Consider the following 25,468-nt stretch of genomic DNA (forward strand, 5'->3'; position numbering starts at 1 on the left):
CGTCATGGACTTCCTTCAGGCGCGGTGATCGGCGTGATCCGGATCGCGAACGGCCGGTGAGCGCGATCCTAGCAGCCTCGGGCGGGCCGCGGAAAGAGCATGCTTCAATCGCCTGAAAAAGTTTCGGACAAATAATGAAACGCATCACTGCGAATGCGGGTTTTCCGCACCATAGTTCCGGAAAAGTCGAACTCCGAGAAACATAATTCCTTTAAAATTGGGTCAAACGTATCTTTTATGTCGCAGGTTACCAAAATCCGGTCGGAAAAGATGTTGCGAGCTTGAAACCTTACTGTTTGATGTCGTAACGAACAGATATCCATCCACGAACGCCGGAGCATCAAATCCAAGATGTCATTAAAGCGCAGCCTTTTCGCCGCTACCATTTTGGCATTGCCTTTCGGTGTGGCCCATGCGGCGACCCCGTCGCAAACGAAGCATAAGCACGCTTCGCATAAGACTGCCCCTGCCGCCCGTAGCGCCTCCACGCCAGGCACCGTTGCGTCCGCTGCACCAGCGGCTGTTCCGGCACCATCGATGACATCGTCACGGACGCGTCGTCGCAGCTCGGCACGCGATGCAAGCGGCGACGCCGGCGAGTCGGTCATCGTGACCGGGACGCATGCCTTCAATCGACGTGCGCGTGACAGTTCATCGCCTGTATCGGTGGTATCGAGCGCCGCGCTGCGTCGCTCCGGACAGCTCAATCTGGCCGATGCCATTACGCGCGTCGATCCGTCGATCACCATGATGGCCAACGGCTCCGACGCCGGTGCGCTGACATCGTCGATTCGTATGCGCGGCCTGAATCCGAATGAGGTGCTGGTTCTGGTGGACGGCAAGCGCCGTAATACGACGGCCAACATCTATGCCGATGCCGGGCCGCAGATGGGCTCGACGCCTGTCGACCTCAACATGATTCCCGCTGGTGCGATCGATCATATCGAGATTCTTCGTGATGGCGCGGCGGCGATGTACGGTTCCGATGCGATCGCGGGCGTCGTGAACATCATTACCAAGAAGACGTCGCATGGGATCAATACCGTCGCGCAGACGGGTGCGAACGCTTATAATGGCGATGGCTGGCAGTATCTTGTCGGCGCGGATGGCGGTACGAAGCTTGGCAAGGACGGCTTCCTGCATATCAGCGGGCAGGTGTACCACACCGACCATATGGTGGTGAATTCGCGGAGCGCGGCGGATAATCGCGCCGACAAGACCCTGTATCCGCAATATGCGAAATATAATTTTCCGGCGAATTCCAACAAAATTCTCAGCAATCCGGAGGAGACGCGCGAAAACCTCTCGATCGAATGGGGCAAGGATATCACCGAGGGGATCAACACCTATGGTTTGATCACCTATGCGCATCGCCATGCCGAAGCTTATGAGAATTATCGTGTTCCTTCGGTGGCGCCTTCTGCCTATCCCTATGGTTTCTCGCCGCTTGAGACGATCGAGGAAAACAACTTCCAGGCCAACCTCGGCATCAAGGGTGACAATCTTTTCGGTTTCCACTGGGATCTGAGCACGCTTTACGGCGAGGACGACGACGATATCGGGAACAAGAACACGTTCAATCCGAACTACTACAAGCAATATGGATCGTCGCCGACGACAGTTCGCGGCGAGAGCTATAAGCTTGCGCAGTGGACCAGCAATTTCGACATGCGGCGTAATTTCAATATTGCCAATGTCGTGCCCATGACCCTGGCGATGGGTGCCGAACATCGTCTTGAAATGTATCATGTCTACGCCGGTGAACCGGCATCGTATCTGTTGGGCGGTACACAGGGTTACGCGGGCCTGACGCCGCAGAACGCAGGCCAATGGCAACGCAATGTCTGGGCCGGTTATATCGACGGCGATTTCCATCCTACGAAGAAGTGGGACCTCGATTTCGCGGGTCGCTTTGAACACTACACGGACTTTGGCAATACGGAGAACGGCAAGGTCACGACGCGTTACGACTTCACGAAACAGATCGCGATCCGTGGCACGATCAGCAACGGGTTCCGCGCGCCGACCTTGCCGGAAGAGCACTTCAGTTCGCTGAACGTCTCGCCGACCGGCGCTTCCGGGCTTCTGTCGACCACCAGCGTCGCGGGCCGTACCATCGGCGCCCAGAACCTCAAGCCGGAGCGCTCGACCAGCGCGGAGGGTGGCATCATCGTCGAGCCGGTTCCCGGTTTCCATGTCTCGGCGGATGTCTATCAGATCAATATCCGCGATCGGATTATCGGATCGGCGACGGTCAACGGACAGACCGCTTACGATGCGATTGCGTTGACGGGCGTTCAGGTGCCGTCCGGCGATATCGCCCTGTCGGACGTGACGGCCAACTACTTCGCCAATGCGGCGAGCACGCGTACGCAGGGTCTGGATATCGAAGCGGACTATCTGTTGCATATGCATCGCTACGGTAATCTGAACCTGTCGATGATGCTCAACCTGAACCGCACGCGCATTCATCACGTCAACACGGATGCGTTCGGCAACCCGTTGGTGAATGCGCAAACGCTTGGTTATCTGACCACAGGTTCACCACGCAGCAAGATCATCCTCAATGCCTACTGGACCTATCATCAGTGGGATGTGAACGTTCGCCAGACGCGTTATGGTCAGACGACGTCCATGCTGTCCTACCAGAACCTGGCCTCCACGACGCAGACCTGCCAGGGGCAGCCGTTGCAGTATTCCAACGTCTGCTGGGCGCAGTTCAACAACACGCCTGTCTGGCTCACCGACCTCGAGGTGGGATATCGCTTCAACGATCACTGGCATCTGGCGATCGGGGCGAACAATATCTTCAATGAGCGGCCACGTCACGTGAACCGGGTCAACAACTATCTCGGCCCGAAAATCTACGACACCGACTCTTCGGGCATCCCCATCGGAGGCGGATATTATTACGGGCGTATCAACGCCAATTTCTGAACGCCAAAGAAAAGCCGGGCATTCGCCCGGCTTTTTTCTTCAACCCAGTTCCGCCGACATATTGTCTATGAATTGTGCCGCAACGCGGCCCGACCGGCTTCCGCGTTCCATCGACCATTGCAGTGCCCGGCGATGCAACGTCGCACGGTCGACCGGCAACCTGCGATCGGCGGCATAGGCGTCGACCATCGCAAGATATGTATCCTGATTTGCGCCGTGGACGCCGATCCACAAGCCGAAGCGATCCGAAAGCGACACCTTTTCCTCAACGGCTTCATGCGGGTTGAGCGCGCTGCCGTTTTCGTTCTCGATCGCGTCGCGCGGCATCAGATGACGGCGATTGGACGTGGCATAAAATACGACGTTGTTCGGACGACCCATGATGCCGCCGTCCAGAACTGATTTGAGGGATTTGTAATCCGCATCCTGGCTTTCGAAGGAAAGGTCGTCGCAGAAGACGATGCAGCGGCGCGGTTGCTGACGCAGAATCGTCAGAAGGCGGGGAAGGGTCGAGAGGTCGTCGCGCTGGATTTCGATCAGGACCAGAGCATCGGGCGTTTCAGCGTTGATCCGGGCATGCGCTGCCTTGACGAGGGACGACTTGCCCATCCCGCGCGCCCCCCAGAGCATGACGTTATTGGCGGGGCGCCCGGCCGCGAAATGGCGCGTATTTTCCAGCACCAGCCCGATCTGGCGTTCAACGCCCCGCAAGAGGGCGAGATCGACTCCTGCGACATGCGGCACGGGTGTGAGCGTGCCGGTCTCGCCCTGCCAGACGAAGGCGTTGCATGTTTGCAGCGTGTCGGCGTTCGGCAGCGGCGGTGCAAGACGTTCCAGCGCCCCGGCGATACGCTCGAGTTGGGTGAGCCACGATGCATCCATGTGCGCTTTCCTTTCCGCAGGCGACAGCTTGACGTGAATGGCGCAGAAACTATGGTCCCGGCTTGTTCCCGGCAAGCCGGTGCCTGCTCCGGCGTTTCTCACATTAAACGGAATTCTCATCATGCTCGCCAATAGCGGCATCATCTCCTTCCTTCCGATGATCCTGGTGTTCGTCGTTTTCTATTTCCTGCTGATCCGGCCGCAGCAGGCGAAGCAGCGCGAACTGCGCGCGCAACTGGCGGGTCTGCGTCGTGGCGACCGCGTGCAGACATCTGGCGGCATCATCGGCGTGGTGCAGGCGACGCGTGACGGTGCGAAGGAGATCGAGATCGAGATTGCGCCGGGCATCCGCGTTCAGTGCGTGCGCGATGCGGTGACCGTGGTTCTGTCGAGCAGTGCGAAGCCTGCGAACGATCTGGCTAAAGCGAAGAAATAAAAAAGGCCGGACAAGACGTCCGGCCCTTTCTTTCAGGCGGACTGCAATTCCGCCTCGGCGAATTCGTAATTCGCCAGCTTGTCCAGATAGTTCGTGATGTAATCCGGACGGCGATTGCGGAAATCGAGATAATAGGCGTGTTCCCACACGTCCAGACCGAGCAGTACCTTGCCCTGGCCTTCCGCCAGCGGGTTGGAGCCGTTCGGCGTCTTGGTCACGACCAGCTTGCCGCTGGGATCAAGCACCAGCCAGGCCCAGCCGGAGCCGAACTGCGTGGTGGCAGCCTGCTTGAAGGCCGTCTTGAAGGCATCGAGGCCACCGAAATCGGCATCGATCTTCTCGGCCAGCTTGCCCGGCAGCTTGCCGCCTGTCGGAGACAGGTTCTTCCAGAAGAGGATGTGGTTCCAATGCTGGCCGGCATTGTTGAAAACGGGTGCCTGCGCGGCATCGCCCTTCACGGCGAGGATGATTTCTTCCAGGCTCTTGCCCTGAAGTTCGGGCTTGCTTTCGACGAAGCCGTTCAGGGCCGTGACATAGGCCTGATGGTGCTTGCCGTGGTGCAGTTCCAGCGTTTCCTGGCACATGCCGGCCGCGGCAAGGGCGTTGGTCTGGTAGGGAAGGGAAGGCAGTTCGAAGGCCATGGCGCCTCTCCATTTCTGTCAGCGTGACAGCACGGGACGGGGTTGCCCGCGCTTTGCTCTATCGCAGCTATGAGCGCCGGAGACGCCCGTCAAGGTTTCGCCGCGATCACGAATCCTGATGCGGCACGATGCTATGCTCCATTGCGCCGATCAGCGACCCGTAATCGTCATTGGCATGGCGACGGTTCGCCAGAGCCAGGGCCTGGGCAGCGACGGCCATGCCGGGCATGAACGCCCCGACGTCGCGGCCCGTATCGATCAGCAGGCCCATGTCCTTGGACATCAGGCGCGTCGGGAACTGTGGCGGGAAAGCACCTTTCTGTGCGGCCAGAAGCTTGCGTTTGTGGTGCGGGGAAATTACCGCCACCTGAGCGAGCGCGTCATAAAGGGTATCGCGATCCAGGCCCGCGCAGAGTCCATAGATCACGCCTTCTGACACGATGTTGAGCGTCGCGCCCATGATGCCGTTGACAACCAGTTTGAGCTTCGTGCCAGCCCCGCTGGGGCCGGCATGGACAATCGCCTTGCTGATGGCTTCCAGAACCGGTCGTGCGGCGTCGACGTCGGCGGCCTCGCCACCGACGAGCATCACGAGTTCGCCCTTTTCCGCCTCCGGCGTGCTGCCGGACATCGGCGCGTCGAGCACCCGGACATCGTGTTCCTTTCCGGCCTTCTGAAGGGCGTCGGTGGCTTCCGGGGAGACTGTGCTGGTGTTGAGGACCAGCATGCCGGGGCGCGCACCGGCGAAGATGCCCTCCTTACCGTCGGCGGATCTGGCAAGCGCGGCATCGTTGGGCACGCAGACGATTATCAGATCGGCCTGTTCGGCGACGGCCTTCGGCGTCGGGAGAAGGGTCGTCTGATCCTCGTCGGTCTTGCCGGAGGGAACGAAGGCGATGATCCGGTATCCGGCCTTGCGGAGGTTGGCGCCCATGCGAATGGCCATGGCGCCGTAGCCGATGAAGCCGATTGTCCTGACGGATGTGTTCACTGCCGCGTTACCCATGATTGTTGTTCCGATCGTCGCAAATGTCGTGACCTACACGCCTTGACGATCAAGGAGTTGCGATCATGACATCAGCTTAGGATTGTCGCCGGTGGACTCAAGCGCATTGGCGATACGTGCAAGCAGGGGTAACAGGGCGGACGGGCGCTGAACGGCCGGATGTGTCGTATCGGCGAGCAGCAGGCCATCGGGCAGGCAGGTCAATGTATCGGGCCGGAAGGGAATGCGGTGACGGGGCACGCCGCAGGCCTCGACGACGGCGGTGTGGGCAGCTACCCCCAATGCAACTGCCACCCTCAGGTAGGGGATGGTGCGGAAGGCTTGTGCGATGATGGCGGCGCTGGTCATCGCTTGCGTGACCGAAGGTAATGCACAGGGCGACGCGTTTTCTCCACCAATAACGAGAAACCGCGTCCTGATGGCGACCCGGTTTTCCTCTCCCTGACGAACATCGGCGTCATGCCCGACCAGAAAGCCGTTGTTTTCCAGTAACGCGTGCAGACGGCGCAGTCGCGCCGGTGCACAGGGGCCGACCATGACGAACATGGCCTCGGTCGGCGGTGTCGCCACGTCGATGGTGGCGACATGATCGAACGTATCGAAGGCGGGAGCAGAAGCTGGGGGCTTGAAGGTCAACTGGTACTCGATTCGTCGATGGAGATATCCGCCGGATGTCGGACCGGCCCGGCCTTGGGGCGTGTTTCCTGTGTCTGCCGTCTGAAATGACTGGCGATGTCTCCCAGTTCGACGAACTGATCGACCTGACGGCGAAGATCGTCGCCGATCAGGGGCGGCGACGCGCGGAGGGACGATATTGCCGTCACCCTTACGCCCCGCCGTTGCACGGCTTCGACGGCGCGGCGCAGATCGGCATCGCCGCTGAAGATCACGGCGTGATCGATACGTTCGGCCTGTTCGAGCAAATCGACGGTCAGTTCGACATCCATGTTGCCCTTCATACGTCGACGTCCTGAATAATCCGTAAACTCCCGCGCGTTTTTGGTGACCAGGCGGTAGCCGTTATAGGCCAGCCAGTCGGTCAGGGGCTTGAGGGGGGAATAGTCGTCCGTCTCCGGAAGCGCGGCGTAATAGAAGGCGCGCAGCAGGCGGCAATGTTTCTGGAAATATGTCAGCAGACTGCGGTAATCGACATCGAAACCAAGTGTGCGGGAAGCGTAGTAAAGGCTGGAACCATCAATGAAAATCGCTGTACGTTCATCGCGATGAAGCATGAAGAATAATCTCTTTCTTAAAATCCGCGCCGGGCATCCGGCTGCCTGATCAATCATTATTGGCCACGAAAGTTGCCTTGGCCCCTTCGACAGCGCACCTACCATAACGCAAAACAGTCGTTCACAAGACGTTCTTTTGAAATGCGGATTTGGTTTGCGATTGCCGGACCCGCATGTTACTGCTCACCTCTTATCCAATTTACCGTTTGTCTGGGAGTCGGTCGTCATGGCGCGCGTTACCGTCGAAGATTGCATTGAAAAGGTTCCGAACCGCTTCGAACTCGTGCTGCTGGCGGCGCAGCGCGCGCGGGGCCTGTCGCGTGGCGAGGAGATGACGCTGAGCCGTGACAACGACAAGAATCCGGTTGTGGCACTGCGCGAGATTGCCGAGGAAACGGTTGGTCTGGACAATCTGCGCGAAGGCATCGTGCGCTCATTGGCCCGTGCGCCGGAGCCGGAGCCGGTCGATGAGGAAGTGATGGACCTGATCCCGACGGACCAGAACATCTTCGGCCTGCAGGACATCTCGTCCGAGGAAGAAAACGCCCACATGGCGGAGACGATGTCGCAGGAAGAAATCAGCGCCATGGCGAATCACCGCTGAGGCGAGGCCGGATTCGCCGATCCGACATCGGGTTTCCGACGGCAGGTCAGGCAAGGCGCCGTGCCTGCCACGGTCTAGGGGAGTCGTGATATGTCGGAAATCCTCTCCCAGAAGCCGAATGCTTCCGTAGTCGAGACGACGGGAGCAAAAGACGCCGCTGCGCCTTCCATCGGCAATCTTCTCCGCCGCGTGGCGGCCTATGCGCCGGAGGCCGATCTCGAACTGATTCGTTACGCCTATGCCGTGGCGGAAGAGGCGCATCGCAGTCAGGCACGGGACAATGGCGACCCGTATATCACGCATCCGATCGCCGTCGCGAACATCCTGGCCGGATTTCGCATGGATGCAGCCTCCATCGCCGTGGGGCTTCTGCATGATACGGTAGAGGACACAGGCGTTACATTCGCCACGCTCAAGGCCGATTTCGGTGAAGACATTGCGAGCCTGGTGGACGGCGTCACGAAACTGACCCGCCTGGAGCTTCAGTCCGACCGAACGAAACAGGCTGAAAATTTCCGCAAGCTGGTTCTGGCGATGTCGCGCGACATTCGCGTGCTGATCGTCAAGCTGGCGGATCGTCTGCATAACATGCGGACCCTGCATTACGTGCAGCGGACGGATCGCCGTCAGCGTATCGCGCGCGAAACCATGGATATCTATGCGCCGCTGGCCGAGCGGATCGGCATGGACCGGGTCAAGACCGAACTGCAGAACCTGTCTTTCGCGCAACTGGAACCCGAAGCGGATGCGACGATCCGCGCGCGGCTCAACTACCTTCGCGGACATGGCGCCGATATCATCGAGCAGATCCGCAAGGAACTCTCCCAGCTATGCGCGGAAGCCGGGCTGCCGGGCATCGAGGTGACGGGTCGCGAGAAATCGCCTTTCTCGATCTGGGAGAAGATGCAGAAGCGCAATGTCGCGTTCGAGCAACTCTCGGATATCATGGCGTTCCGTCTGCTCGTGCCGACGCGGGATTCCTGCTACGTGGCGTTGGGCGCGATCCATGGCGCGTATCCGATGATCGCCGGGCGCTTCAAGGACTATATCTCGACGCCGAAAAGCAACGGGTATCAAAGCCTGCATACGGGCGTTACGCTTCGGCATCCACGCAACCAGAAGATCGAGGTGCAGATCCGCACGCCGGAGATGCACGATCTTGCCGAGAACGGCGTGGCATCGCACTGGGCCTACAAGGAGCGTGCGGTCGCGGTGGATACCGAGGTGGTGGCCCTTGGCCTGCACAAGCTGCGCTGGGTGCAGGACCTGCTGGAGATTCTCGAGGACTCGGGCGCGCCGGATGAATTCCTCGAAAACACCAAGCTCGAACTCTATCAGGACCAGGTTTTCTGTTTCACGCCGAAGGGTCAGCTGATTTCGCTGCCGCGTGGGGCGACACCGGTCGATTTCGCCTATGCCGTGCATAGCCAGGTCGGCGATGCCTGCGTCGGCGCGAAGATCAACGGCCGGCTGATGCCGCTGCGGCACGAGTTGCAGAACGGCGATCAGGTCGAGATCATGACCGCGCGCGGCGGTACGCCATCGGCGTCCTGGGAACGATTCGTCGTCACCGGCAAGGCGCGTGCCCGTATCCGCCGCCATGTCGCGTTGCAGCAGCGCCAGGTCCATATCGATAACGGGCGTGCCGCTCTGGCGAAGGCTTTCCGCCAGGAGGGTGTGGATGGCAGCGAGAAGGTGCTCGAATCCCTTCTCAAGGATTTGCGGCAATCCACGGTCGAAGATGTCTATGTCGCGGTCGGCAATGGGCAGATCGGCCCGCGCGATGTCGTCAACACGGCCTATCCGGAGTTGCGCCAGACGACACGCGCCCCACGCATGGTGCCGGGATTGTCGCCACGGATCGGCACCGGTCAGGCGACGGCGCGCAGCGGTGGTCACAGTGCCGTCGTCACGGGAATCGGATCGGGCATCGCCACGCATTTCGCGGGATGTTGCCATCCATTGCCGGGCGATCCGATCGTGGGGATCATCGCGCAGAGCAAGGGCGTGACGATCCACACGCGCGACTGTCATAACCTCGGGGCTTTCGCCGCCAGTCCGGAGCGTTTTCTGGATGTGGACTGGGATGACGAGGCCGTGGCCCATAGCCGCGGCAGTGCGCCCCATGTCGGCCGGATCAGTGTCGTGGCGGTGAACGAGCCGGTTGTGCTGGCGACGCTGACCAACACCGCCTCCAAGCATCATGGCGCGGTGATCAATCTGAAGATCGTGCATCGCCAGCTCGATTTCATGGAGATCCTGGTCGATCTCGAGGTTCGGGATGCGCGGCATCTTTCCGCGATGATCGCCGGATTGCGGGCGGCGCAGGGCATCATGCAGGTCGAGCGGGCGAAAGGCTGATGGCGGCATGATCGTCGGTATCGGATCGGATCTGTGCGATATGCGCCGGGTCGAACGCATGGTGGCGCGTTTCGGCGCGCGTTTCCTGGAGCGTGTTTACACAGCCACGGAGCGCGCGCATGCGGAGCGACGCACCGGCGACGCGCGCATCGGCACCTACGCCAAGCGTTGGGCCGCCAAGGAGGCCTGTGCGAAAGCATTGGGGACCGGCTTCTCCCAGGGGGTCTTTCTTCAGGACATCCGGGTTCGCAACAAGCCCGGTGGCGCGCCGACCGTGGAACTGGCCGGTGGCGCGCTGGCGGCGTTGCAGCGCCTGCTTCCGCCGGGCCGTTCGGCGGACATTCAACTCAGTATGACCGACGAGACGCCTTATGCGCTGGCGCATGTCATCATTCAGATATTGCCGAGCGATGGCTAAGCTTCGTTTTGGCCCATCGCCAAACAGTCGTTCCTTGCGCTATGAACCGATGCCATGAGCCAGAATCAATCGTCCGGGCAGTCGACCGACGCCCAAAAGGAAACGCGCCGCGAGACGCCGGCGGAGATGTTCCGTTTCATCATCGTCTGGTTGATCATCATCGTCGGTGTGCGCTCCTTTATTGTTGAGCCCTTCAACATCCCGTCGGGCTCGATGATCCCGACGCTTCAGGTTGGCGATTACGTGGCGGTGACGAAGTATAGCTACGGCTATTCCCGCTTCTCCCTGCCGTTCGGGCTGAACCTGTTTCCGGGGCGCGTGTTCGGCAGCACGCCGCATCGCGGTGACGTGGCCGTGTTTCGTTTCACGAAGGACAATTCGGTCGATTACATCAAGCGGATCGTCGGACTGCCGGGTGACCGTATCCAGGTGCGTGGCGGGGAACTTTATCTGAACGGTCAACTGGTGCCTCGCCGTTCGCTTGGCGACTATGCGGCCTATGATGAAAATCGGACGCGTCTGGCCGGCACGCGCTACGTGGAGACGCTGCCCGGCAGCGCCGGCCGTGGTCCCGTCGCCCACCAGATCCTCAAGCTGACCGATGACGGGCAGCAGAACGACACGCCCGAATACGTCGTGCCGGCGGGCACGTTCTTTGCCATGGGGGACGACCGGGACGATAGCGCTGACAGCCGCTTCCAGGGCGACGATCCTGAGGATCTGGGCTACGTCCCCATGCAGAATCTCGTAGGCAAGGCGCAGTTCGTCTTCCTCTCGCTGGATGAGCGTTATCCCGTCTGGCAGATCTGGGAATGGCCGTTCGAGATCCGCTGGTCCCGATTGCTGTCGGCCGTTCGATGACAGCCATTCGCACGCCGATCGACCAGCTTCAGGAGACACTTGCACACCGCTTCAAACGGCTGGAACTCCTCGAGCAGGCACTGACGCATCGCTCCGCGGTTGCCGGTCGTCATCCGCGGCGGGGGCGGGCCAGGACGATCGTGGCGCGCGATACGGAATCGAACGAACGGCTTGAGTTCGTCGGCGATCGTGTGCTGGGCCTGTTGATGGCCGAATGGCTGCTCGAATATTTCCCGAACGAGCCGGAAGGGGGACTTGGGCCGCGCCATGCGCATCTGGTCTCGCGCACCGCGCTGGCGGGTATTGCGGAAACGATCGGGCTGCCGGTGGCGCTTCGTATCGCGACGCATGAGGAACAGGCCGGCATCCGTCAGTTGGCCAATGTTCTGGCCGACGCACTGGAAGCCGTGCTGGGCGCGCTCTATCTCGATGCCGGTCTGGGGCCGGCGCGTGGTTTCGTGCGCAGATACTGGCACGATCTGATGACCGGGCAGATCGACCCGCCCAAGGATCCCAAGACGGCCTTGCAGGAATGGGCGCTGGGCAAGAATGCCATTCTTCCGGTGTATGAGACTCTTTCGATGGAAGGCCCATCGCATGCGCCGCGCTTCACCGTGGCGGTGACGGCGCTGAATCAGCGTGGGGAAGGCGTGGCGGGCAGCAAGCGGCTGGCGGAGAGCGCCGCCGCGGCGGACCTGCTCGCGAAATTGAACCGGCGTTCCGTCCGGACGCCGAAGGAGAAGACATGACAACTCGCTGCGGTTTCGTGGCGCTGGTGGGCGCGCCGAATGCGGGCAAATCCACCCTGCTGAACCGGATGACCGGCGCCAAACTTTCCATCGTCAGCCCCAAGGCACAGACGACCCGCTTCCGCGTGCTGGGTGTGCTGATGCGTGGCGCGACGCAGATCCTGCTGGTGGACACGCCCGGCATCTTCAAGCCGCGCCGCAAGCTCGACCGTGCGATGGTCGCGGCGGCCTGGACCGGCGCGCAGGATGCGGACGTCACACTGCTGCTGGTGGACGCGAAGGCCGGCCTGCGCGAGGACGTGCGCGCGGTCGTGGAGGCATTGGCCAAGCAGAAGCGCCGGGTCTGGCTGGTCCTGAACAAGACGGATCTGGTGAGCGCGGCGCAGCTTCTGCCGCTGACCAAGGAAATTTCCGGCATGGTCAATGCCGAGCACGTGTTCATGTTGAGCGCGCGCACCGGCGATGGCGTGACGGATCTGGTGGACCGGCTGGCCGAGGCGCTGCCGGAAGGGCCTTATCTTTATCCGGAAGACGATCTGACCGACCTGCCGGACAGGCTTCTGGCGGCGGAACTCGTGCGCGAACAGATTTTTCTGCAGACGCATGAGGAAATTCCCTATCAGGCCACGGTCGAGACCGAGAGCTTCAAGGAGCGCGACGACGGCTCCGTCCGGATCGATGCGACCATCTATGTGTCGCGTCCGGGCCATAAGGCCATTCTGATCGGCGAGGGCGGTCGCAAGATTCGCGGCATCGGCGAGAAGGCGCGGCTGGACCTTTCGCGGCTGCTCGAACGGCCCTGCCATCTGTTCCTGAACGTGCGCGAACGGGCCGGATGGGACGAAGAGCGGGCGCGATTGCGTGCGATCGGCCTGGATGACGCCTAAACCGCGCTTGTGAGGTCGGGGTCGCGTCTGTAAGACAGGCGCTTGGACGTTCCGCCCGGCAACGGGCGCGGTGCGCCGACCGATCCTGCCTGATGAGACGATAGGGGCCGATGACCGATACGACCATAGCAAATTCACAATACCGCCGGGTCCTGCTCAAGGTGTCGGGCGAAGCCCTGATGGGGCAGGGCAGTTTCGGCATCGAGCCGGGCATGGTCGAAATGATCGCCGACGATATCGCGGCCGTGTCCCGTTCAGGGGTGCAGGTCTGCCTGGTGATCGGCGGCGGCAACATCTTCCGGGGTGTCGCGGCGGCGGCCAAGGGTATGGACCGGACGCAGGGCGACTATGCCGGCATGCTGGCAACCGTCATCAATGCCCTGATGATGCAGAATGCGCTGGAACGCGCCGGAATCGACACGCGCGTGATGTCGGCGATCCAGATGTCCGCCATCGCCGAGCCCTATATCCGCCGCCGCGCCGTGCGGCACATGGAAAAGGGGCGGGTCGTGATCTTCGCGGCCGGCACGGGCAATCCGTTCTTCACGACCGATACGGCAGCCGCGCTCCGGGCCAATGAGATGGAATGCGATGTTCTGTTCAAGGGAACGCAGGTGGATGGGGTCTATTCCGCCGATCCGCGCCGTCATCCGGATGCGCAGCGATATGACAGCCTGTCCTATCAGGATGTGCTGGCACGGCAGCTGAACGTGATGGACGCGGCGGCGATCTCGCTGGCGCGTGAGAATGCGCTGCCGATCGTGGTGTTCGATATCCATTCGGCCGGCGCGTTCCCGAAGGTTCTGCGTGGCGAAGGCCGATTCACCAAGATCATCGAAACGAAGTAACATGGAAACGACGCCCCTTCAGGGCGTCGATGAATGCAAGGAGAGCCGGCAATGTCCGCCGATCTGAATGCCCTGATGGAAGACTTGACGCGCCGTATGGACGGTGCGCTGGAAAGCCTGCGCCGCGACCTGTCGGGGTTGCGCTCCGGTCGCGCCAGCCCGAACCTGCTGGAGCCGGTTCGCGTCGAAGCTTACGGCAGTGAAGTGCCGCTGAGCCAGGTGGGATCCATCGCGGTTCCGGAAGCGCGCATGCTGACGGTTTCCGTCTGGGATCGCAGTGTGGTTGGCGCCGTCGAGCGTGCAATTCGTGATGCCGGGCTGGGTCTCAACCCGGCGGCTGATGGCCAGACCGTGCGCGTGCCGATTCCGCAACTGACGGAAGAGCGCCGCAACGAGCTCGCGCGTGCGGCGGCGCGCTATGCCGAGAACGCGAAGATCGCGGTGCGCGGCGTGCGACGCGACGGCATGGACCAGTCCAAGACGCTGGAAAAGAAAAGCGAGATCAGCCAGGACGACATGAAGACCTGGACGGAAAGCATTCAGAAGCTGACCGACCAGTATGTGAAGCGCGTCGATGAAATCCTTACCGACAAGGATCGCGAGATCCGGCAGGTCTGACAGTCGCCATGTCGGCGCATCGGCAATCCCAACCCCGCCGCGACATCCCGTCGCCCACGACCGGCCAGACGCCGCAGCATGTCGCGTTCATCATGGACGGCAACGGGCGGTGGGCGCGCGCCCGGAGTTTGCCGGTTCTCGCGGGTCACCGCGCCGGGGCGGAGTCTGTGCGCCGTTGTATTCATGCGGCCATCGAACACGGCGTCCAGTATCTGACGCTTTATGCGTTCTCCTCCGAAAACTGGCGACGCACGCCGCAGGAAGTCTACGATCTGACGACCCTGCTGCGGTTCTATCTGCGGCACAGGGTGGCCGAACTGCATGCACAGGGTGTGCGGCTGCGCATGATCGGGGACATGGACCGATTCGAGCCGGGCTTGCGGGAGGAGATGACGCGTGCGGAGGGGCTGACGCGACATAATACGCGCCTGACGCTGGTGCTCGCGCTGTCCTATGGCGGTCGTGCGGATATCGTGCAGGCCGCACGACGCATGGCCGAGGCTGGCGCGAGGGGCGAGGTCGATCTCGCATCGGCCGATGAGGCCGACCTGTCGCGCTATCTTCAGACGGACGGCATGCCGGATCCGGACCTCGTTGTTCGCACGAGCGGTGAATGTCGGCTGTCGAACTTCCTGCTCTGGCAGTGCGCCTATGCCGAGCTGGCCTTTCTCGACGTGCTCTGGCCCGATTTCGACGAGACGCATTTCGCAACGCTCATGACCGACTTTGCCGGGCGCGAGCGACGTTTTGGCGGTCGGACGGGCTGATTGCATACGATGGCTTCGTCCGTTTCCAAGACCAACTGGCACGACTTGCGCGCACGGCTGATCTCGGCTGCCGTAATCGTGCCGGTCGCACTGGCCTGTATCGTGGTCGGCGGTGCTGCTTTCGACATCATGGTGGCGCTTGCAACCGTCGGCATGGTGCATGAAGGTGCGACCATGCTTGGCCAGTCCTGGCAGGTGCGGGCGGGGAACTGGCGCGGCCTCCTGCTGCTTGCCTGGCCGGCGGTCGCGATGATCGCCGCCCTGCGCGACCAATGGGGCGCGGCAATCGGTGTCATGTTCGCGGGCTTCATCTTCGGCGCGGCCAGCTGGGCCGTATTGTGGGTGGCGATCCTTGGCGGCCTTTCGCTGCTTTGGCTGCGGCATCTGCCGTCCTACGGAACCGTGTCCATCCTGTTCGTCATTCTTGTCGTGATCGCCAGCGACACGTTCGCCTATGTTGCGGGTCGCCTGTTCGGCGGACCGAAGCTCGCGCCCCGCATTTCGCCCGGCAAGACCCGCTCGGGCGCTCTGGGCGGACTGGCCGGGGCGGCGGTGGTCGGGGCGATGGTCGCGGCGGTCTCCGCGCCGGGCACATGGGCAGGCGGTCTGGTTTTCGGCGCGTTGCTGGGCGTGGCGTCGCAATGCGGCGACCTGACGGAAAGCGCGGCCAAGCGTCGGCTGGGCGTCAAGGATTCCGGCCGTATCATTCCCGGTCACGGTGGCCTGCTGGATCGGTTCGATGGCCTGCTGGCCGCGGCGCCGCTGGCCGCTCTGTTCTCCCTCGCTGTCTCGGGACGTCCGTTCTGGTCTGCGACAGCCGCCGATCTGGCGCATGCGTTGTTCAGCGTGCCGGTCGGCTTGTTTCCCGCATCCTGAACGGATCAAGCAGGAGTATCCCTCTCATGGTTTCGACCCAGCCGCGCAGCGTCAGCATTCTCGGCAGCACCGGTAGCATCGGCGGTTCGACGATCGACCTGCTGCTGGCCAATCCGGACCGTTTCCGGACACGGGCGCTGGTCGGTGGCCGCAATGTCACGGTTCTGGCCGAGCAGGCCAAGGCCCTGCGCGCCGAATTTGCCGTCATCAATGACGAGGCGCAGGGCGAGGCGCTCAGGGATCTGCTGAAAGGTACCGGCATTCGTTGCGGCAGCGGTCGTGCGGCGGTTCTGGAAGCTGCGTCCCTGCCGGCGGACTGGACGATGGCCGCCATCACGGGCGCGGCGGGGCTGGAGCCGACGCTGGCCTCCACGCGTAACGGCGGCGCCATCGCGCTGGCGAACAAGGAAGCGCTGGTCTGCGCCGGCGATGTCATGTTGCGCGTGGTGAAGGAAGCGGGCGCCACGCTTCTACCGGTTGATTCCGAGCATAATGCCATTTTCCAGAGTCTGGCCGGCGCGCCGATCGACAGCGTCGAGAAGATCGTGCTGACGGCATCCGGTGGGCCGTTCCGGTGTGCGCCGCTGGACGTCATGCGCGCGGCGACGCCGGAAGTGGCGCTGAAGCACCCGACCTGGACCATGGGCGCGAAAATCACGATCGATTCCGCGTCGATGGCCAATAAGGGGCTGGAAGTCATCGAGGCGGCACGGATCTTCGGCCTTGCCGAACCGCAGATCGACGTGCTGGTGCATCCGCAATCCGCCGTGCATGGCATGGTGCAGTTTCGCGACGGCAGCCTGATCGCCCAGCTTGGCGCACCGGACATGCGCGTGCCGATCGCCAATACGCTGGCCTGGCCGGAGCGCATGAGCACATCCGCGCCGCGTCTGGACCTGGTGGCACTGTCCCGGCTGGACTTCGAGGCGCCTGATGAAGTGCGTTTCCCGGCGCTGCGTCTGGCGCGCGAAGCCTTGCGTGCCGGCGGTGCCGCCCCCACTGTTTTCTCTGCGGCCAATGAGATCGCTGTCGAGGCGTTCCTGACGCGGCGCATCGGTTTCACCGCTATCGGCGATGTCATTGCCTATGCAATGGAAAAGCTCGGTGCGCCGACCGTCGATGATCTTGATGCCGTTCTGCATTGGGACGCCGAAGGGCGGCGTGAGGCGGAGGCTTTCGTGCAACGCCCGCAACGCAATACCGTCGAGGGAGCCTTCCTGGTCCATGCATGATCTCATCCGCACGATCATCGCCTATGTCCTGATCCTGGGACTTCTTGTTTTCGTGCATGAACTTGGTCATTACCTCGCCGCCCGCTGGCGCGGCGTGAAGGTCGAGACGTTCTCGATCGGGTTCGGCCCCGCACTGTATCGCTGGCATGATCGTGTCGGGACGGAATGGCGTCTCAGTGCGATCCCGCTGGGGGGATACGTCAAGCCGCATGGCTTCGAGGGGCCGGAGGATGCGACTCCGGAACAGCAGGCCGCCTGGGAGGCAGGCCGGACGTTTCACGACAAGCCGGTCGGCTCCCGCGTCATCGTGATCGCGATGGGCCCGGTGTTCAATTTTGTTTTCGCAATATTGCTCTTCACCCTGTTCTTCGCCCTGTCGGGCCGACCGGAACTGAAGAACGAGATTGCCGCCGTCGAGGCTGGCAGCCCTGCCGCGCAGGCGGGTGTGAAGCCGGGTGACGTCATCACCCGGATCGGTGATCTGGCCGTCTTCAATTACGCCGATGTGCAGGCGCAGACCGCCAGCCATCCAGGGCTCGCCACCACGCTCGGAATTCGTCGGAACGGCGCGGATCTGACCCTGCCGGTCACATTCGCCACGACGCCGGGCAAGTCCCCGGGAAGCGCGCCGGTCGGCCATCTGGGCGTCATGGCGCAGGCCTTTCCGGGCAAGCCGATGCCGGTGCCGAAAGCGTTCGTGGCGGGCGTCGAGGAGACCTGGACCGTTTCCGTCGAGACGCTGCAAGGGCTTTGGCAGATCGTCACCGGACACCGGAGCGCCCGGGAACTGGGCGGGACGATTCGTATCGCCCAGATGTCCGGTCAGGTCGCGCAGTACGGCTTCGCCAGTGTCGTGTCCTTCATGGCGCTGCTGTCCGTCAATCTTGGTTTGATCAACCTGTTTCCGATCCCGATTCTCGATGGGGGAAGGCTGGCGTTCTACGCGGCGGAAGCCATTCAGGGCCGCCCTGTATCGCGTCGGGTTCAGGAGATCAGTTTTCAGGCCGGCTTCGCGTTGATCGCCGGACTTTTCCTGTTTTCGACCTTCAATGACCTGAGCAATCTCGGGCTGTTCAACTGGCTCTCGAAGCGTCCCGGGTAATCTGTTGCATTTCATATGGTTCAGGGTGCTTGCGCGATCCGTGGAAAGTCGGATACCTCCGCGTTGGACGCGCGTGCCTTGAGACCGGCGTGCCCTGCCGATACGATCGGTATGTCAGGTCTTTCACGCCGAAGTCGATGAAGTGAGGAACGCCCGTCTTGTCAGGTAAACGTTTCGTTCTAATGGCCTCCGTCTGCCTTCTGCCGGTCATTGCCGCGAAGGCTGATGCGCAAGGGGCCGCGCGCGGGCGCCATCATCATGCCAATACGCCTTCGGCGCATAAGCAGCGTCCCGCCAACGGGAGTGTGATCGAGGCGATCTCGATCAACGGCAACAGCCGTATCGAGACCAGTACGGTCCTGTCCTATATGGTTGTGCAGCCGGGCGACAATTTCAACCAGGACAACCTCGACCGCTCGTTGAAGACGCTTTACGCGACGGGTCTGTTCAAGGATGTCACGTTGCGCCGCGACGGCAATACGCTGGTGGTCGACCTGGTGGAGAATCCGATCGTCAACCGCATTGCTTTCGAGGGCAATCACGCGGTCAAGGACGAGGACCTTCGCAAGGAGATCGCCCTGCGTCCGCGCGCCGTGTTCTCGGCGCAGGCAACGGCTGCGGACCGGCAGAAGCTGTTGAATCTCTATGCGTCCAAGGCGCGATTCGGTGCGACGGTCACGCCGCAGATCGTCAAGCTGTCGCATAACCGTGTCGATGTGATCTTCAAGATCAACGAGGCGCAACAGACGCTGATCAACAAGATCGTTTTCGTCGGCAACCATGCATTCAGCGAAGCCCGTCTGGCGCAGGTGATCTCGTCGAAGGAGACCGAATGGTATCGGTTCTTCTCGTCGTCCGACGAATACAATCCCGAGCGCATCAAATACGATGCCGAACTGCTGCGTCGTTTCTACCTGCATAACGGCTTCGTCGATTTTCACATGATTAACGCGACGGGCGAGCTCTCGCCCGATCGCAAGTCGTTCTATGTCACGTTCACGCTGTCGGAAGGTGCGCGCTACCGGATCGGCAAGATGGATGTGCGCTCCAGCCTTCGGCATGTCGAGCCGCCCGAGCTGCGGCAATACATCACGCTGTTCCCGCATCAGTGGTATGACGGCACCGCCATTCAGAACAACGCGACCGGCATGCAGGAACGCCTGCAGGCGACGGGTCATCCCTTCGCGATGGTGCGTTCCGAAATCGCGCGCAATCCGGAGAAGCATATCGTCGATCTGTTGTTCGACGTGACGGAAGGTCCGCGTGTTTATGTCGAGCGCGTTGACATCAATGGCAACACGATTACGCAGGACAAGGTGATCCGTCGCCAACTGCCCATGGCGGAAGGCGACCCGTACACCCCGTTCGACCGGAAATATTCCAAGGCGGTTCTTCAGGACCTCGGCTACTTCAGCACGGTGTCGATCGACCAGACGCAGGGTTCCGCGCCTGACCGGGTGAACGTCTCGGCCAACGTCGTCGAGAAGCCGACGGGCGAATTCTCGTTGGGCGGTGGTTATTCGACGGACGTCGGCATTCTGGGTAACGCGTCGGTCAAGCAGCACAACCTGCTGGGCACAGGCATCGATGCCGGTATTTCGGGCACGGTTGCGTATTACGAGAAGCAGGTCGACCTGTCGGTCTCCGATCCGTATTTCCTCAACCGCAACCTGGTTGCGGGCATCGATATTTACGGCATTCAGAACAACTACCAGACATACCAGAGCTATAAGGAAGGCCGTTACGGTGGCACACTGCGTCTGGGCTATTCGTACAACAATTACCTGTCGCAGTCCTGGAGCTATTCGCTGATCGATCGTGATGTCGGCAACTTCTATAGCCCGTCCGATGCATCGCTTTACGGTTACGAATATGTGCCGTCGATCTACGTGCAGCAGTCCGCCGGCTGGTCGCTTCTGTCCCAGCTCAGCACGACGTTGAGCTACGACCGTCGCGACAACCGCATGAATCCGCGTAAAGGCTACATGCTGCAGGTTGCGGGCGATTTCGCGGGGCTTGGTGGCAACACCAAGTATGTCCGCGCCAAGATTGATGGCAATTACTATCTGCCGCTCGATGCCATCACCGGCAGCCACGACTGGACGATGCAATTCAAGGGTGGTGCCGGCTATATGACCGACTGGGGCGATGGCAACGTCAACATCATCGATAACTTCTATCTCGGCGGCCAGAACCTGCGCGGCTTCCTCCAGGGTGGCGCCGGGCCGCGTTCGGCGCACTATGGCAAGTATCCGAATGCGCAGCCGGCCGAAGGCCAGGAAGATCTGCTCGGTGGCAAATTCATCTATACGGCTTCCGCGCAGCTGAATTTCCCGCTGCCGATGGGGGATGATGTCGGCATCTCCGGGCGTTACTTTGTCGATGCCGGTGGTCTGGCCGGTCTGCGTCTGCCGCATGGTCGCCTGACGAATGCGGCCAAGGATGGTGCGCTTTACACGCCGATTTCCGGTGATTCGCTCACGCCGCGTGTCTCGACGGGTTTTGGTATCTCGTGGAAGAGTCCGTTTGGCCTCGTCAACATCGATGCTGCCGTGCCGATCCACAAGTCGCGCAACGATCGTCTCTATCCGATCCGCTTCGGTTTCGGCCAACAATTCTGAATGTATGACGGCGCGGCATCGGTTTCTCATGTCGCGCCCATTATTGCTTAGAGGTTTCGATGTCCCTGTCTTTCGGCTCGCGCGTCGCGGCCACTGCTCTTCTCCTTGCCTCAGTCAATATTTCGGGGATCGTCTCCGCCGAAACGGCGCACGCGCAGTCAGGTAATGGTGGCTGGTTCGTGCCCAAGACGGCGCAGCCGCCTGCGGCACCGGCGCCGCGTGTCGTGCGCCGGGCGGTTCCGCAGGCGACGGCACCCGACGAGGGCGAGGAGCAGCCGCAGCAGCCTGAGACGCCGCCCGTTCTGCCAGCACCGCCGATTCCCGATTCGCCCGATCTGCCGAAGGAAGTGGCCCCGCCGACTGCCGTGATCGGCGTGATCAGCATCCCGACGGTGATGCGCATGTCCACGGCCGCGGAAGAGGCGCAGCGTATTCTCGGCGCACGGCGTGACAAGCTGGCCGCTGCCGCGCAGCGGGAACAGGCCGGCTGGCGCGATGAGCAGCAGAAGCTGCAGAACGATGCGCGCACGCTGACGTCCGAACAGGTGCAGCTGCGCGAGCGGCACCTTCAGGAGCGTCGGAACCGTGCCCAACGTGACTTCTCGAATCGTGCGCGCATTATTCAGGAAGCGGCGAATGTTTCGCTCAACCAGATCGAGCGTGAGTTGATTCGTCTGGTTCGCCAGGTTGCCGCCGCGCATGGCATGAACCTCGTCATGCATAGCGAGCAGGTGGCGCTCCATGTTCCGGGGCAGGACATTACGGACGAGACGGCGGCGCAGCTGAACAAGATTCTGCCGCATGTCTTCATTCCGGCGGAAGATGTGGACCCGGAGGTGCTGGCGAAATCAGGCAAGATGCCGACGACGGCAGATGAGGATCGCGCCAACCAGCAGCCGGCAGCCAGCGCGCCGGCACAGTCGGCCAGCGTACCCCAGTCGGTCCTGCGTCAGCATCAGTGATCCATTCATGAGCCGCGACTCACTTCCTGGCGATCCGCGCTTCTTTCAGCGTCTGGGGCCGTTTTCGGTTCAGGCGCTGGCGGAGGCGGCAGATGCCGAAATCGTCGGCAATGGGGATGCCCTTCGTCCCCTGAAGGGTGTTGCGCCGCTGCAATCCGCTACGGCGGAAGAGGTGAGTTTCTTGGACAACCGGCGTTATCTGCCGCTGTTGGCCGAAACCAGGGCGGGTGCCGTCATCCTCGGGTCGGCGTTCCAGGATAAGCTGCCGCCCGGCTGTGTCGGGCTGGTCGCGAAAACGCCCTACCTCGCCTGGGCGCGCGTCGCTGCCCTGTTCCACCCCGTTGCGCCGGCCAGACCGGGCATCCATCCAAGTGCGATCATCGCGGAAAACGCCGTTATCGCGCCGGATGCGGAAATTGGTCCGCTGGCCGTGATTGGCGATCGCGTCACGATCGGCGCCGGAACCGCTATTGGTAGTCACGTCGCGATCGGCGACGGCGTATCGATCGGTGCGCGTTGCCGCATCGGTTCGCATGCGAGCGTGTCCCATAGCCTGATTGGCGATCGGGTGGCACTCTACCCCGGTGTCCGGCTGGGGCAGGACGGGTTCGGGTTCGCGGTCGGTCCGGCAGGGTTCGAGACCGTGCCACAGCTTGGTCGTGTGGTGATTGGTGATGACGTCGAAATCGGCGCCAACGCCACGATCGATCGCGGGTCGATGCGCGATACGGTGATCGGCGCGGGCACGCGGATCGATAATCTCGTGCAGATCGGTCATAATGCCCAGTTGGGACGTTGCTGTATTGTGGTGTCGCAGGCGGGCATCTCCGGATCGACGGAACTGGGCGACTTCGTCACCATCGCCGCGCAGGCCGGGTTGATCGGCCATATCAAAATCGGCGACAAGGCGCGGATCGGCGCGCAATGCGGCGTGATGTCGGATGTCGATGCGGGCGCGGATGTGATCGGCAGTCCGGCCATGCCGTTTCGTGAATTCTTCCGGAACGTCGCTTTTTTACGAAAAATGGCGAAACGGCCGGAAAAGGACGATAGCTGAAAGCGTTGCGTCGGGACGGTGGCAAGGACTTTCGTCCTTTGCTAAGGGAAGCGGCTTGGCGCGGTGGCGTCATGAAAGACTGATGTCATCAATACGGCGCGGATCTGAATGCTCGGTGGCGCTGTTACAGGAGTGAATGCGACAATGGACTCAGCGGCGGAAAAGACGGAGGCCAAGGCGCCGAACACAACGCAGACGACGCCGGTCACGATCGATTCCATCGACATCATGCGGATCATGTCGGCGATTCCGCATCGCTACCCGTTCCTGATGATCGACCGTATGGTCGATATCGAACTGGGTCAGTCCGCCGTCGGCCTGAAGAATGTGACGATCAACGAACCGTTCTTCACCGGGCATTTTCCGGCACAGCCTGTCATGCCCGGCGTGCTGATCGTCGAGGCGATGGCGCAGACGGCGGCCACACTGGTCGTGCTGACGCTGGGCGATGCCTTCGAGGGCAAGCTTGTCTATTTCATGACGATCGAAAGCGCGAAATTCCGTCGTCCTGTCGGGCCGGGAGACCAGCTGCGCATCCATGTCGAGAAGGAACGGGCGCGCGCCAATGTGTGGCGGTTCAAGGGTGTTGCGAAAGTCGATGGCGTTGCGGTCGCGGAAGCGACGTTCAGCGCCATGATTATGGGCTGATCGGACGTCATTCGTGAAGCAGGTTCTGCCAGAAACCGCCGCCGTTTCGATCCACCCCAGCGCCATCGTCGATCCGCAGGCGCAGATCGGGCCGGGCACGACGATTGGCCCGTGGTGTCATATCGGCCCCGATGTCTCGATCGGCGAAGGCGTGCGACTGCATGCCAATGTCATCGTGGACGGCCATACGCGTCTCGCCGACGGCGTGGAGGTCTATCCCTTTGTGACGATCGGCCTTGCGCCGCAGGATCTGAAATATGCCGGTGAGCCGACGCGCTGCGATATCGGTGCGCGAACCGTCATCCGCGAGAATGTCACGATCCATCGCGGCACGGCACAGGGCCATGGGCTGACGAAGGTCGGCGCGCATTGCCTCATCATGGCCAATGCGCATGTAGCGCATGACTGCACGATCGGCGACGGCGTCATCATCGTCAACAACGTGGTAATGGGTGGTCATGTCGAGATCGGTGATGGCGCGCGCATCATGGGTGCGGCAGCGCTGCACCAGTTCGTCCGTATCGGACGCGGCGCGCTCGTCGGCGGTGTCTGCGGTGTCGAGTCCGACGTCATCCCTTATGGCAGCGTGCTGGGTAACCGGGCACGGCTGGTGGGGCTGCACTGGATATGGTTGCGCCGACAGGGCGTCGATCCATCGGAAATCCATGCGATGCGCCGGGCGTTCCGCATCCTTTATCCCCGGCAGGGTGGCGGTGAAGGCGTTCTCGATGCGCGTCTGACGGAAGTGAAGCGCGATTTCGCCGAGGTTGCGCGTGTGCAGGAGATCGTTGCGTTTATGGAAGCGCCTAGCCGGCGTGGCCTCGTGCGCGGTGCGCGACCGTCGAGCAATGTTCTTGAGTCGGAGGGCGCGTGAGCGCAGCGCCCATCGGAATTCTTGCCGGGGGCGGTCCGCTGCCCGCGCAGGTTGCCGAAGCCATCGAAGCGACGGGTGGCAGCGTTTTCATTGTCGGATTCCAGGATTTTGTCGACGTGGCGCGAATCGCGCACTGGCCGCATCGGGTCGTGCGTCTGGCGGCGGCAGGCGAATTGCTGACGGCGCTGCGGACAGCGGGATGTCGCGATATTGTCCTGATCGGTCCCGTCAAACGTCCGGCATTGCGCGATCTGCGTCCCGACGCCGAGGGCGCGCGCATCATGGCGCGTATCGGTCGTGCCCTTTTTTCCGGCGACGATGGATTGCTGGGTGCTCTGGTGCGCGTACTTGGCGAGGAAGGTTTTCGCATCCGCGGGGCGCATGAGTTCCTGACTCGCTCGACGGGACAGGTCGGCGCGTTGGGGCAAATCGCGCCGGACGATCAGGCACGGCAGGATATCGCGCGGGGAATTAGGGTTATCCGTGCGCTTGGCGCGCTGGACGTCGGTCAGGGCTGCGTCGTGCAGGATAATCTGGTGCTGGCCGTCGAGGCGCTGGAAGGCACGGATGCCATGCTGTCGCGGTGCACGGCGCTGAAGCAGCCTGGGCCGGGTGGCGTGCTGGTCAAGACGCTCAAACCCGGACAGGAACGCCGCGCCGATATGCCGACTATCGGCCCGAGCACGCTGGACAACGCCGCTGCAACCGGTCTGCGCGGCGTCGCGTTCGAAGCGGGTGCGACATTATTGACCGACCCCGAAGCCTGTGTGGCGCGCGCCAACGCGCTGGGGTTGTTTCTTTACGGTATTGGCCCGGACATGATGCGTGCGGGCCTGCAAGGAGAATGAC

26 protein-coding genes are annotated in these 25,468 nt (G+C 62.1%); 20 read left to right on the plus strand and 6 right to left on the minus strand.

Going from position 1 to position 25,468, the window contains the following annotated elements; genetic code table 11:
• Nucleotides 1-104 precede the first annotated feature (104 nt).
• Nucleotides 105-608, minus strand: a complete 504-nt coding sequence (locus tag A0U93_RS16820; RefSeq protein WP_245825245.1) for a hypothetical protein — start codon at nt 606-608, stop codon at nt 105-107.
• Here A0U93_RS16820 and A0U93_RS10895 point away from each other — a divergent pair.
• Nucleotides 538-2,937 (plus strand): TonB-dependent receptor plug domain-containing protein, encoded by a 2,400-nt coding sequence (locus tag A0U93_RS10895; protein ID WP_245824834.1) that lies wholly within the window; start codon nt 538-540, stop codon nt 2,935-2,937. The genes A0U93_RS16820 and A0U93_RS10895 overlap by 71 nt on opposite strands.
• Nucleotides 2,938-2,976: 39 nt before the next feature.
• On the opposite strand, the gene A0U93_RS10900 is transcribed toward A0U93_RS10895, so the two are convergent.
• Nucleotides 2,977-3,819 carry an ATP-binding protein gene (locus A0U93_RS10900; RefSeq protein ID WP_077807366.1) on the minus strand — a complete coding sequence of 281 codons (843 nt, stop codon included), beginning with the start codon at nt 3,817-3,819 and terminating at the stop codon, nt 2,977-2,979.
• 37 nt (nt 3,820-3,856) lie between these two features.
• Between A0U93_RS10900 and yajC the strand changes: the two genes are divergently transcribed.
• On the plus strand, nt 3,857-4,255 hold the full coding sequence (gene yajC, locus A0U93_RS10905; RefSeq protein ID WP_077807367.1) for a preprotein translocase subunit YajC: 399 nt from the start codon (nt 3,857-3,859) through the stop codon (nt 4,253-4,255).
• A gap of 32 nt (nt 4,256-4,287) precedes the next feature.
• Here yajC and A0U93_RS10910 read toward each other — a convergent pair whose 3' ends face one another.
• The 4 genes from A0U93_RS10910 to A0U93_RS10925 form a co-directional block, all read right to left on the minus strand.
• Nucleotides 4,288-4,896 carry a superoxide dismutase gene (locus A0U93_RS10910; protein ID WP_077807368.1) on the minus strand — a complete coding sequence of 203 codons (609 nt, stop codon included), beginning with the start codon at nt 4,894-4,896 and terminating at the stop codon, nt 4,288-4,290.
• A 106-nt stretch (nt 4,897-5,002) separates the two neighbouring features.
• Entirely contained in the window at nt 5,003-5,902 is a 900-nt protein-coding gene (locus A0U93_RS10915; protein ID WP_077807369.1) for an NAD(P)-dependent oxidoreductase, read from the minus strand.
• A gap of 63 nt (nt 5,903-5,965) precedes the next feature.
• Nucleotides 5,966-6,538 carry a uracil-DNA glycosylase family protein gene (locus A0U93_RS10920; RefSeq protein ID WP_077807370.1) on the minus strand — a complete coding sequence of 191 codons (573 nt, stop codon included), beginning with the start codon at nt 6,536-6,538 and terminating at the stop codon, nt 5,966-5,968.
• A complete protein-coding gene (locus A0U93_RS10925; protein ID WP_077807371.1) occupies nt 6,535-7,134 on the minus strand; it encodes a LabA-like NYN domain-containing protein in 600 nt (199 codons plus the stop codon). The genes A0U93_RS10920 and A0U93_RS10925 overlap by 4 nt, the downstream gene beginning before the upstream one ends.
• Nucleotides 7,135-7,360: 226 nt before the next feature.
• Here A0U93_RS10925 and rpoZ point away from each other — a divergent pair, with 226 nt between their 5' ends.
• The 18 genes from rpoZ (at nt 7,361) to A0U93_RS11015 (ending at nt 25,467) form a co-directional block, all read left to right on the plus strand.
• Nucleotides 7,361-7,738: a DNA-directed RNA polymerase subunit omega gene (rpoZ, locus tag A0U93_RS10930; protein WP_077807372.1), complete on the plus strand. Its 378-nt coding sequence runs from the start codon at nt 7,361-7,363 to the stop codon at nt 7,736-7,738.
• 90 nt (nt 7,739-7,828) lie between these two features.
• Nucleotides 7,829-10,099, plus strand: a complete 2,271-nt coding sequence (locus A0U93_RS10935; RefSeq protein WP_077807373.1) for a RelA/SpoT family protein — start codon at nt 7,829-7,831, stop codon at nt 10,097-10,099.
• Between the two features lie 7 nt (nt 10,100-10,106).
• Entirely contained in the window at nt 10,107-10,517 is a 411-nt protein-coding gene (gene acpS / locus A0U93_RS10940) for a holo-ACP synthase (RefSeq protein WP_077807374.1), read from the plus strand.
• A gap of 54 nt (nt 10,518-10,571) precedes the next feature.
• Nucleotides 10,572-11,378, plus strand: coding sequence for a signal peptidase I (gene lepB, locus A0U93_RS10945; protein ID WP_077807375.1), 807 nt, complete (start codon nt 10,572-10,574; stop codon nt 11,376-11,378).
• Complete coding sequence (gene rnc, locus A0U93_RS10950; RefSeq protein WP_077807376.1) at nt 11,375-12,127, plus strand: ribonuclease III; 753 nt, start codon at nt 11,375-11,377, stop codon at nt 12,125-12,127. The genes lepB and rnc overlap by 4 nt, the downstream gene beginning before the upstream one ends.
• Nucleotides 12,124-13,014 (plus strand): GTPase Era, encoded by an 891-nt coding sequence (gene era, locus A0U93_RS10955; protein WP_077807377.1) that lies wholly within the window; start codon nt 12,124-12,126, stop codon nt 13,012-13,014. Before rnc ends, era begins: the two co-directional genes overlap by 4 nt.
• Before the next feature lie 110 nt (nt 13,015-13,124).
• Complete coding sequence (pyrH, locus tag A0U93_RS10960) at nt 13,125-13,862, plus strand: UMP kinase (RefSeq protein WP_077807378.1); 738 nt, start codon at nt 13,125-13,127, stop codon at nt 13,860-13,862.
• A gap of 51 nt (nt 13,863-13,913) precedes the next feature.
• Nucleotides 13,914-14,480: a ribosome recycling factor gene (gene frr, locus A0U93_RS10965; protein WP_077807379.1), complete on the plus strand. Its 567-nt coding sequence runs from the start codon at nt 13,914-13,916 to the stop codon at nt 14,478-14,480.
• Between the two features lie 8 nt (nt 14,481-14,488).
• Nucleotides 14,489-15,247 (plus strand): polyprenyl diphosphate synthase, encoded by a 759-nt coding sequence (gene uppS, locus A0U93_RS10970; protein ID WP_077807380.1) that lies wholly within the window; start codon nt 14,489-14,491, stop codon nt 15,245-15,247.
• A gap of 9 nt (nt 15,248-15,256) precedes the next feature.
• Nucleotides 15,257-16,123, plus strand: a complete 867-nt coding sequence (locus A0U93_RS10975; protein ID WP_077808475.1) for a phosphatidate cytidylyltransferase — start codon at nt 15,257-15,259, stop codon at nt 16,121-16,123.
• Nucleotides 16,124-16,149: 26 nt separating this feature from the next.
• Nucleotides 16,150-17,355: a 1-deoxy-D-xylulose-5-phosphate reductoisomerase gene (gene dxr / locus A0U93_RS10980; RefSeq protein WP_077807381.1), complete on the plus strand. Its 1,206-nt coding sequence runs from the start codon at nt 16,150-16,152 to the stop codon at nt 17,353-17,355.
• Nucleotides 17,348-18,457, plus strand: a complete 1,110-nt coding sequence (gene rseP / locus A0U93_RS10985; protein WP_077807382.1) for an RIP metalloprotease RseP — start codon at nt 17,348-17,350, stop codon at nt 18,455-18,457. Before dxr ends, rseP begins: the two co-directional genes overlap by 8 nt.
• A gap of 182 nt (nt 18,458-18,639) precedes the next feature.
• Nucleotides 18,640-21,078, plus strand: a complete 2,439-nt coding sequence (gene bamA, locus A0U93_RS10990; RefSeq protein ID WP_077807383.1) for an outer membrane protein assembly factor BamA — start codon at nt 18,640-18,642, stop codon at nt 21,076-21,078.
• 59 nt (nt 21,079-21,137) lie between these two features.
• Nucleotides 21,138-22,040: an OmpH family outer membrane protein gene (locus A0U93_RS10995; protein ID WP_077807384.1), complete on the plus strand. Its 903-nt coding sequence runs from the start codon at nt 21,138-21,140 to the stop codon at nt 22,038-22,040.
• A 7-nt stretch (nt 22,041-22,047) separates the two neighbouring features.
• On the plus strand, nt 22,048-23,097 hold the full coding sequence (lpxD, locus tag A0U93_RS11000) for a UDP-3-O-(3-hydroxymyristoyl)glucosamine N-acyltransferase (protein ID WP_077807385.1): 1,050 nt from the start codon (nt 22,048-22,050) through the stop codon (nt 23,095-23,097).
• Between the two features lie 144 nt (nt 23,098-23,241).
• Complete coding sequence (fabZ, locus tag A0U93_RS11005; RefSeq protein WP_174807234.1) at nt 23,242-23,745, plus strand: 3-hydroxyacyl-ACP dehydratase FabZ; 504 nt, start codon at nt 23,242-23,244, stop codon at nt 23,743-23,745.
• Nucleotides 23,746-23,758: 13 nt separating this feature from the next.
• A complete protein-coding gene (lpxA, locus tag A0U93_RS11010) occupies nt 23,759-24,619 on the plus strand; it encodes an acyl-ACP--UDP-N-acetylglucosamine O-acyltransferase (protein ID WP_077807386.1) in 861 nt (286 codons plus the stop codon).
• On the plus strand, nt 24,616-25,467 hold the full coding sequence (locus tag A0U93_RS11015; protein WP_077807387.1) for an LpxI family protein: 852 nt from the start codon (nt 24,616-24,618) through the stop codon (nt 25,465-25,467). Before lpxA ends, A0U93_RS11015 begins: the two co-directional genes overlap by 4 nt.
• The last annotated feature ends 1 nt before the right edge of the window (nt 25,468 follow it).

It is taken from the genome of Neoasaia chiangmaiensis, from assembly GCF_002005465.1.
GTDB classification, from domain to species: Bacteria; Pseudomonadota; Alphaproteobacteria; order Acetobacterales; family Acetobacteraceae; genus Neoasaia; species Neoasaia chiangmaiensis.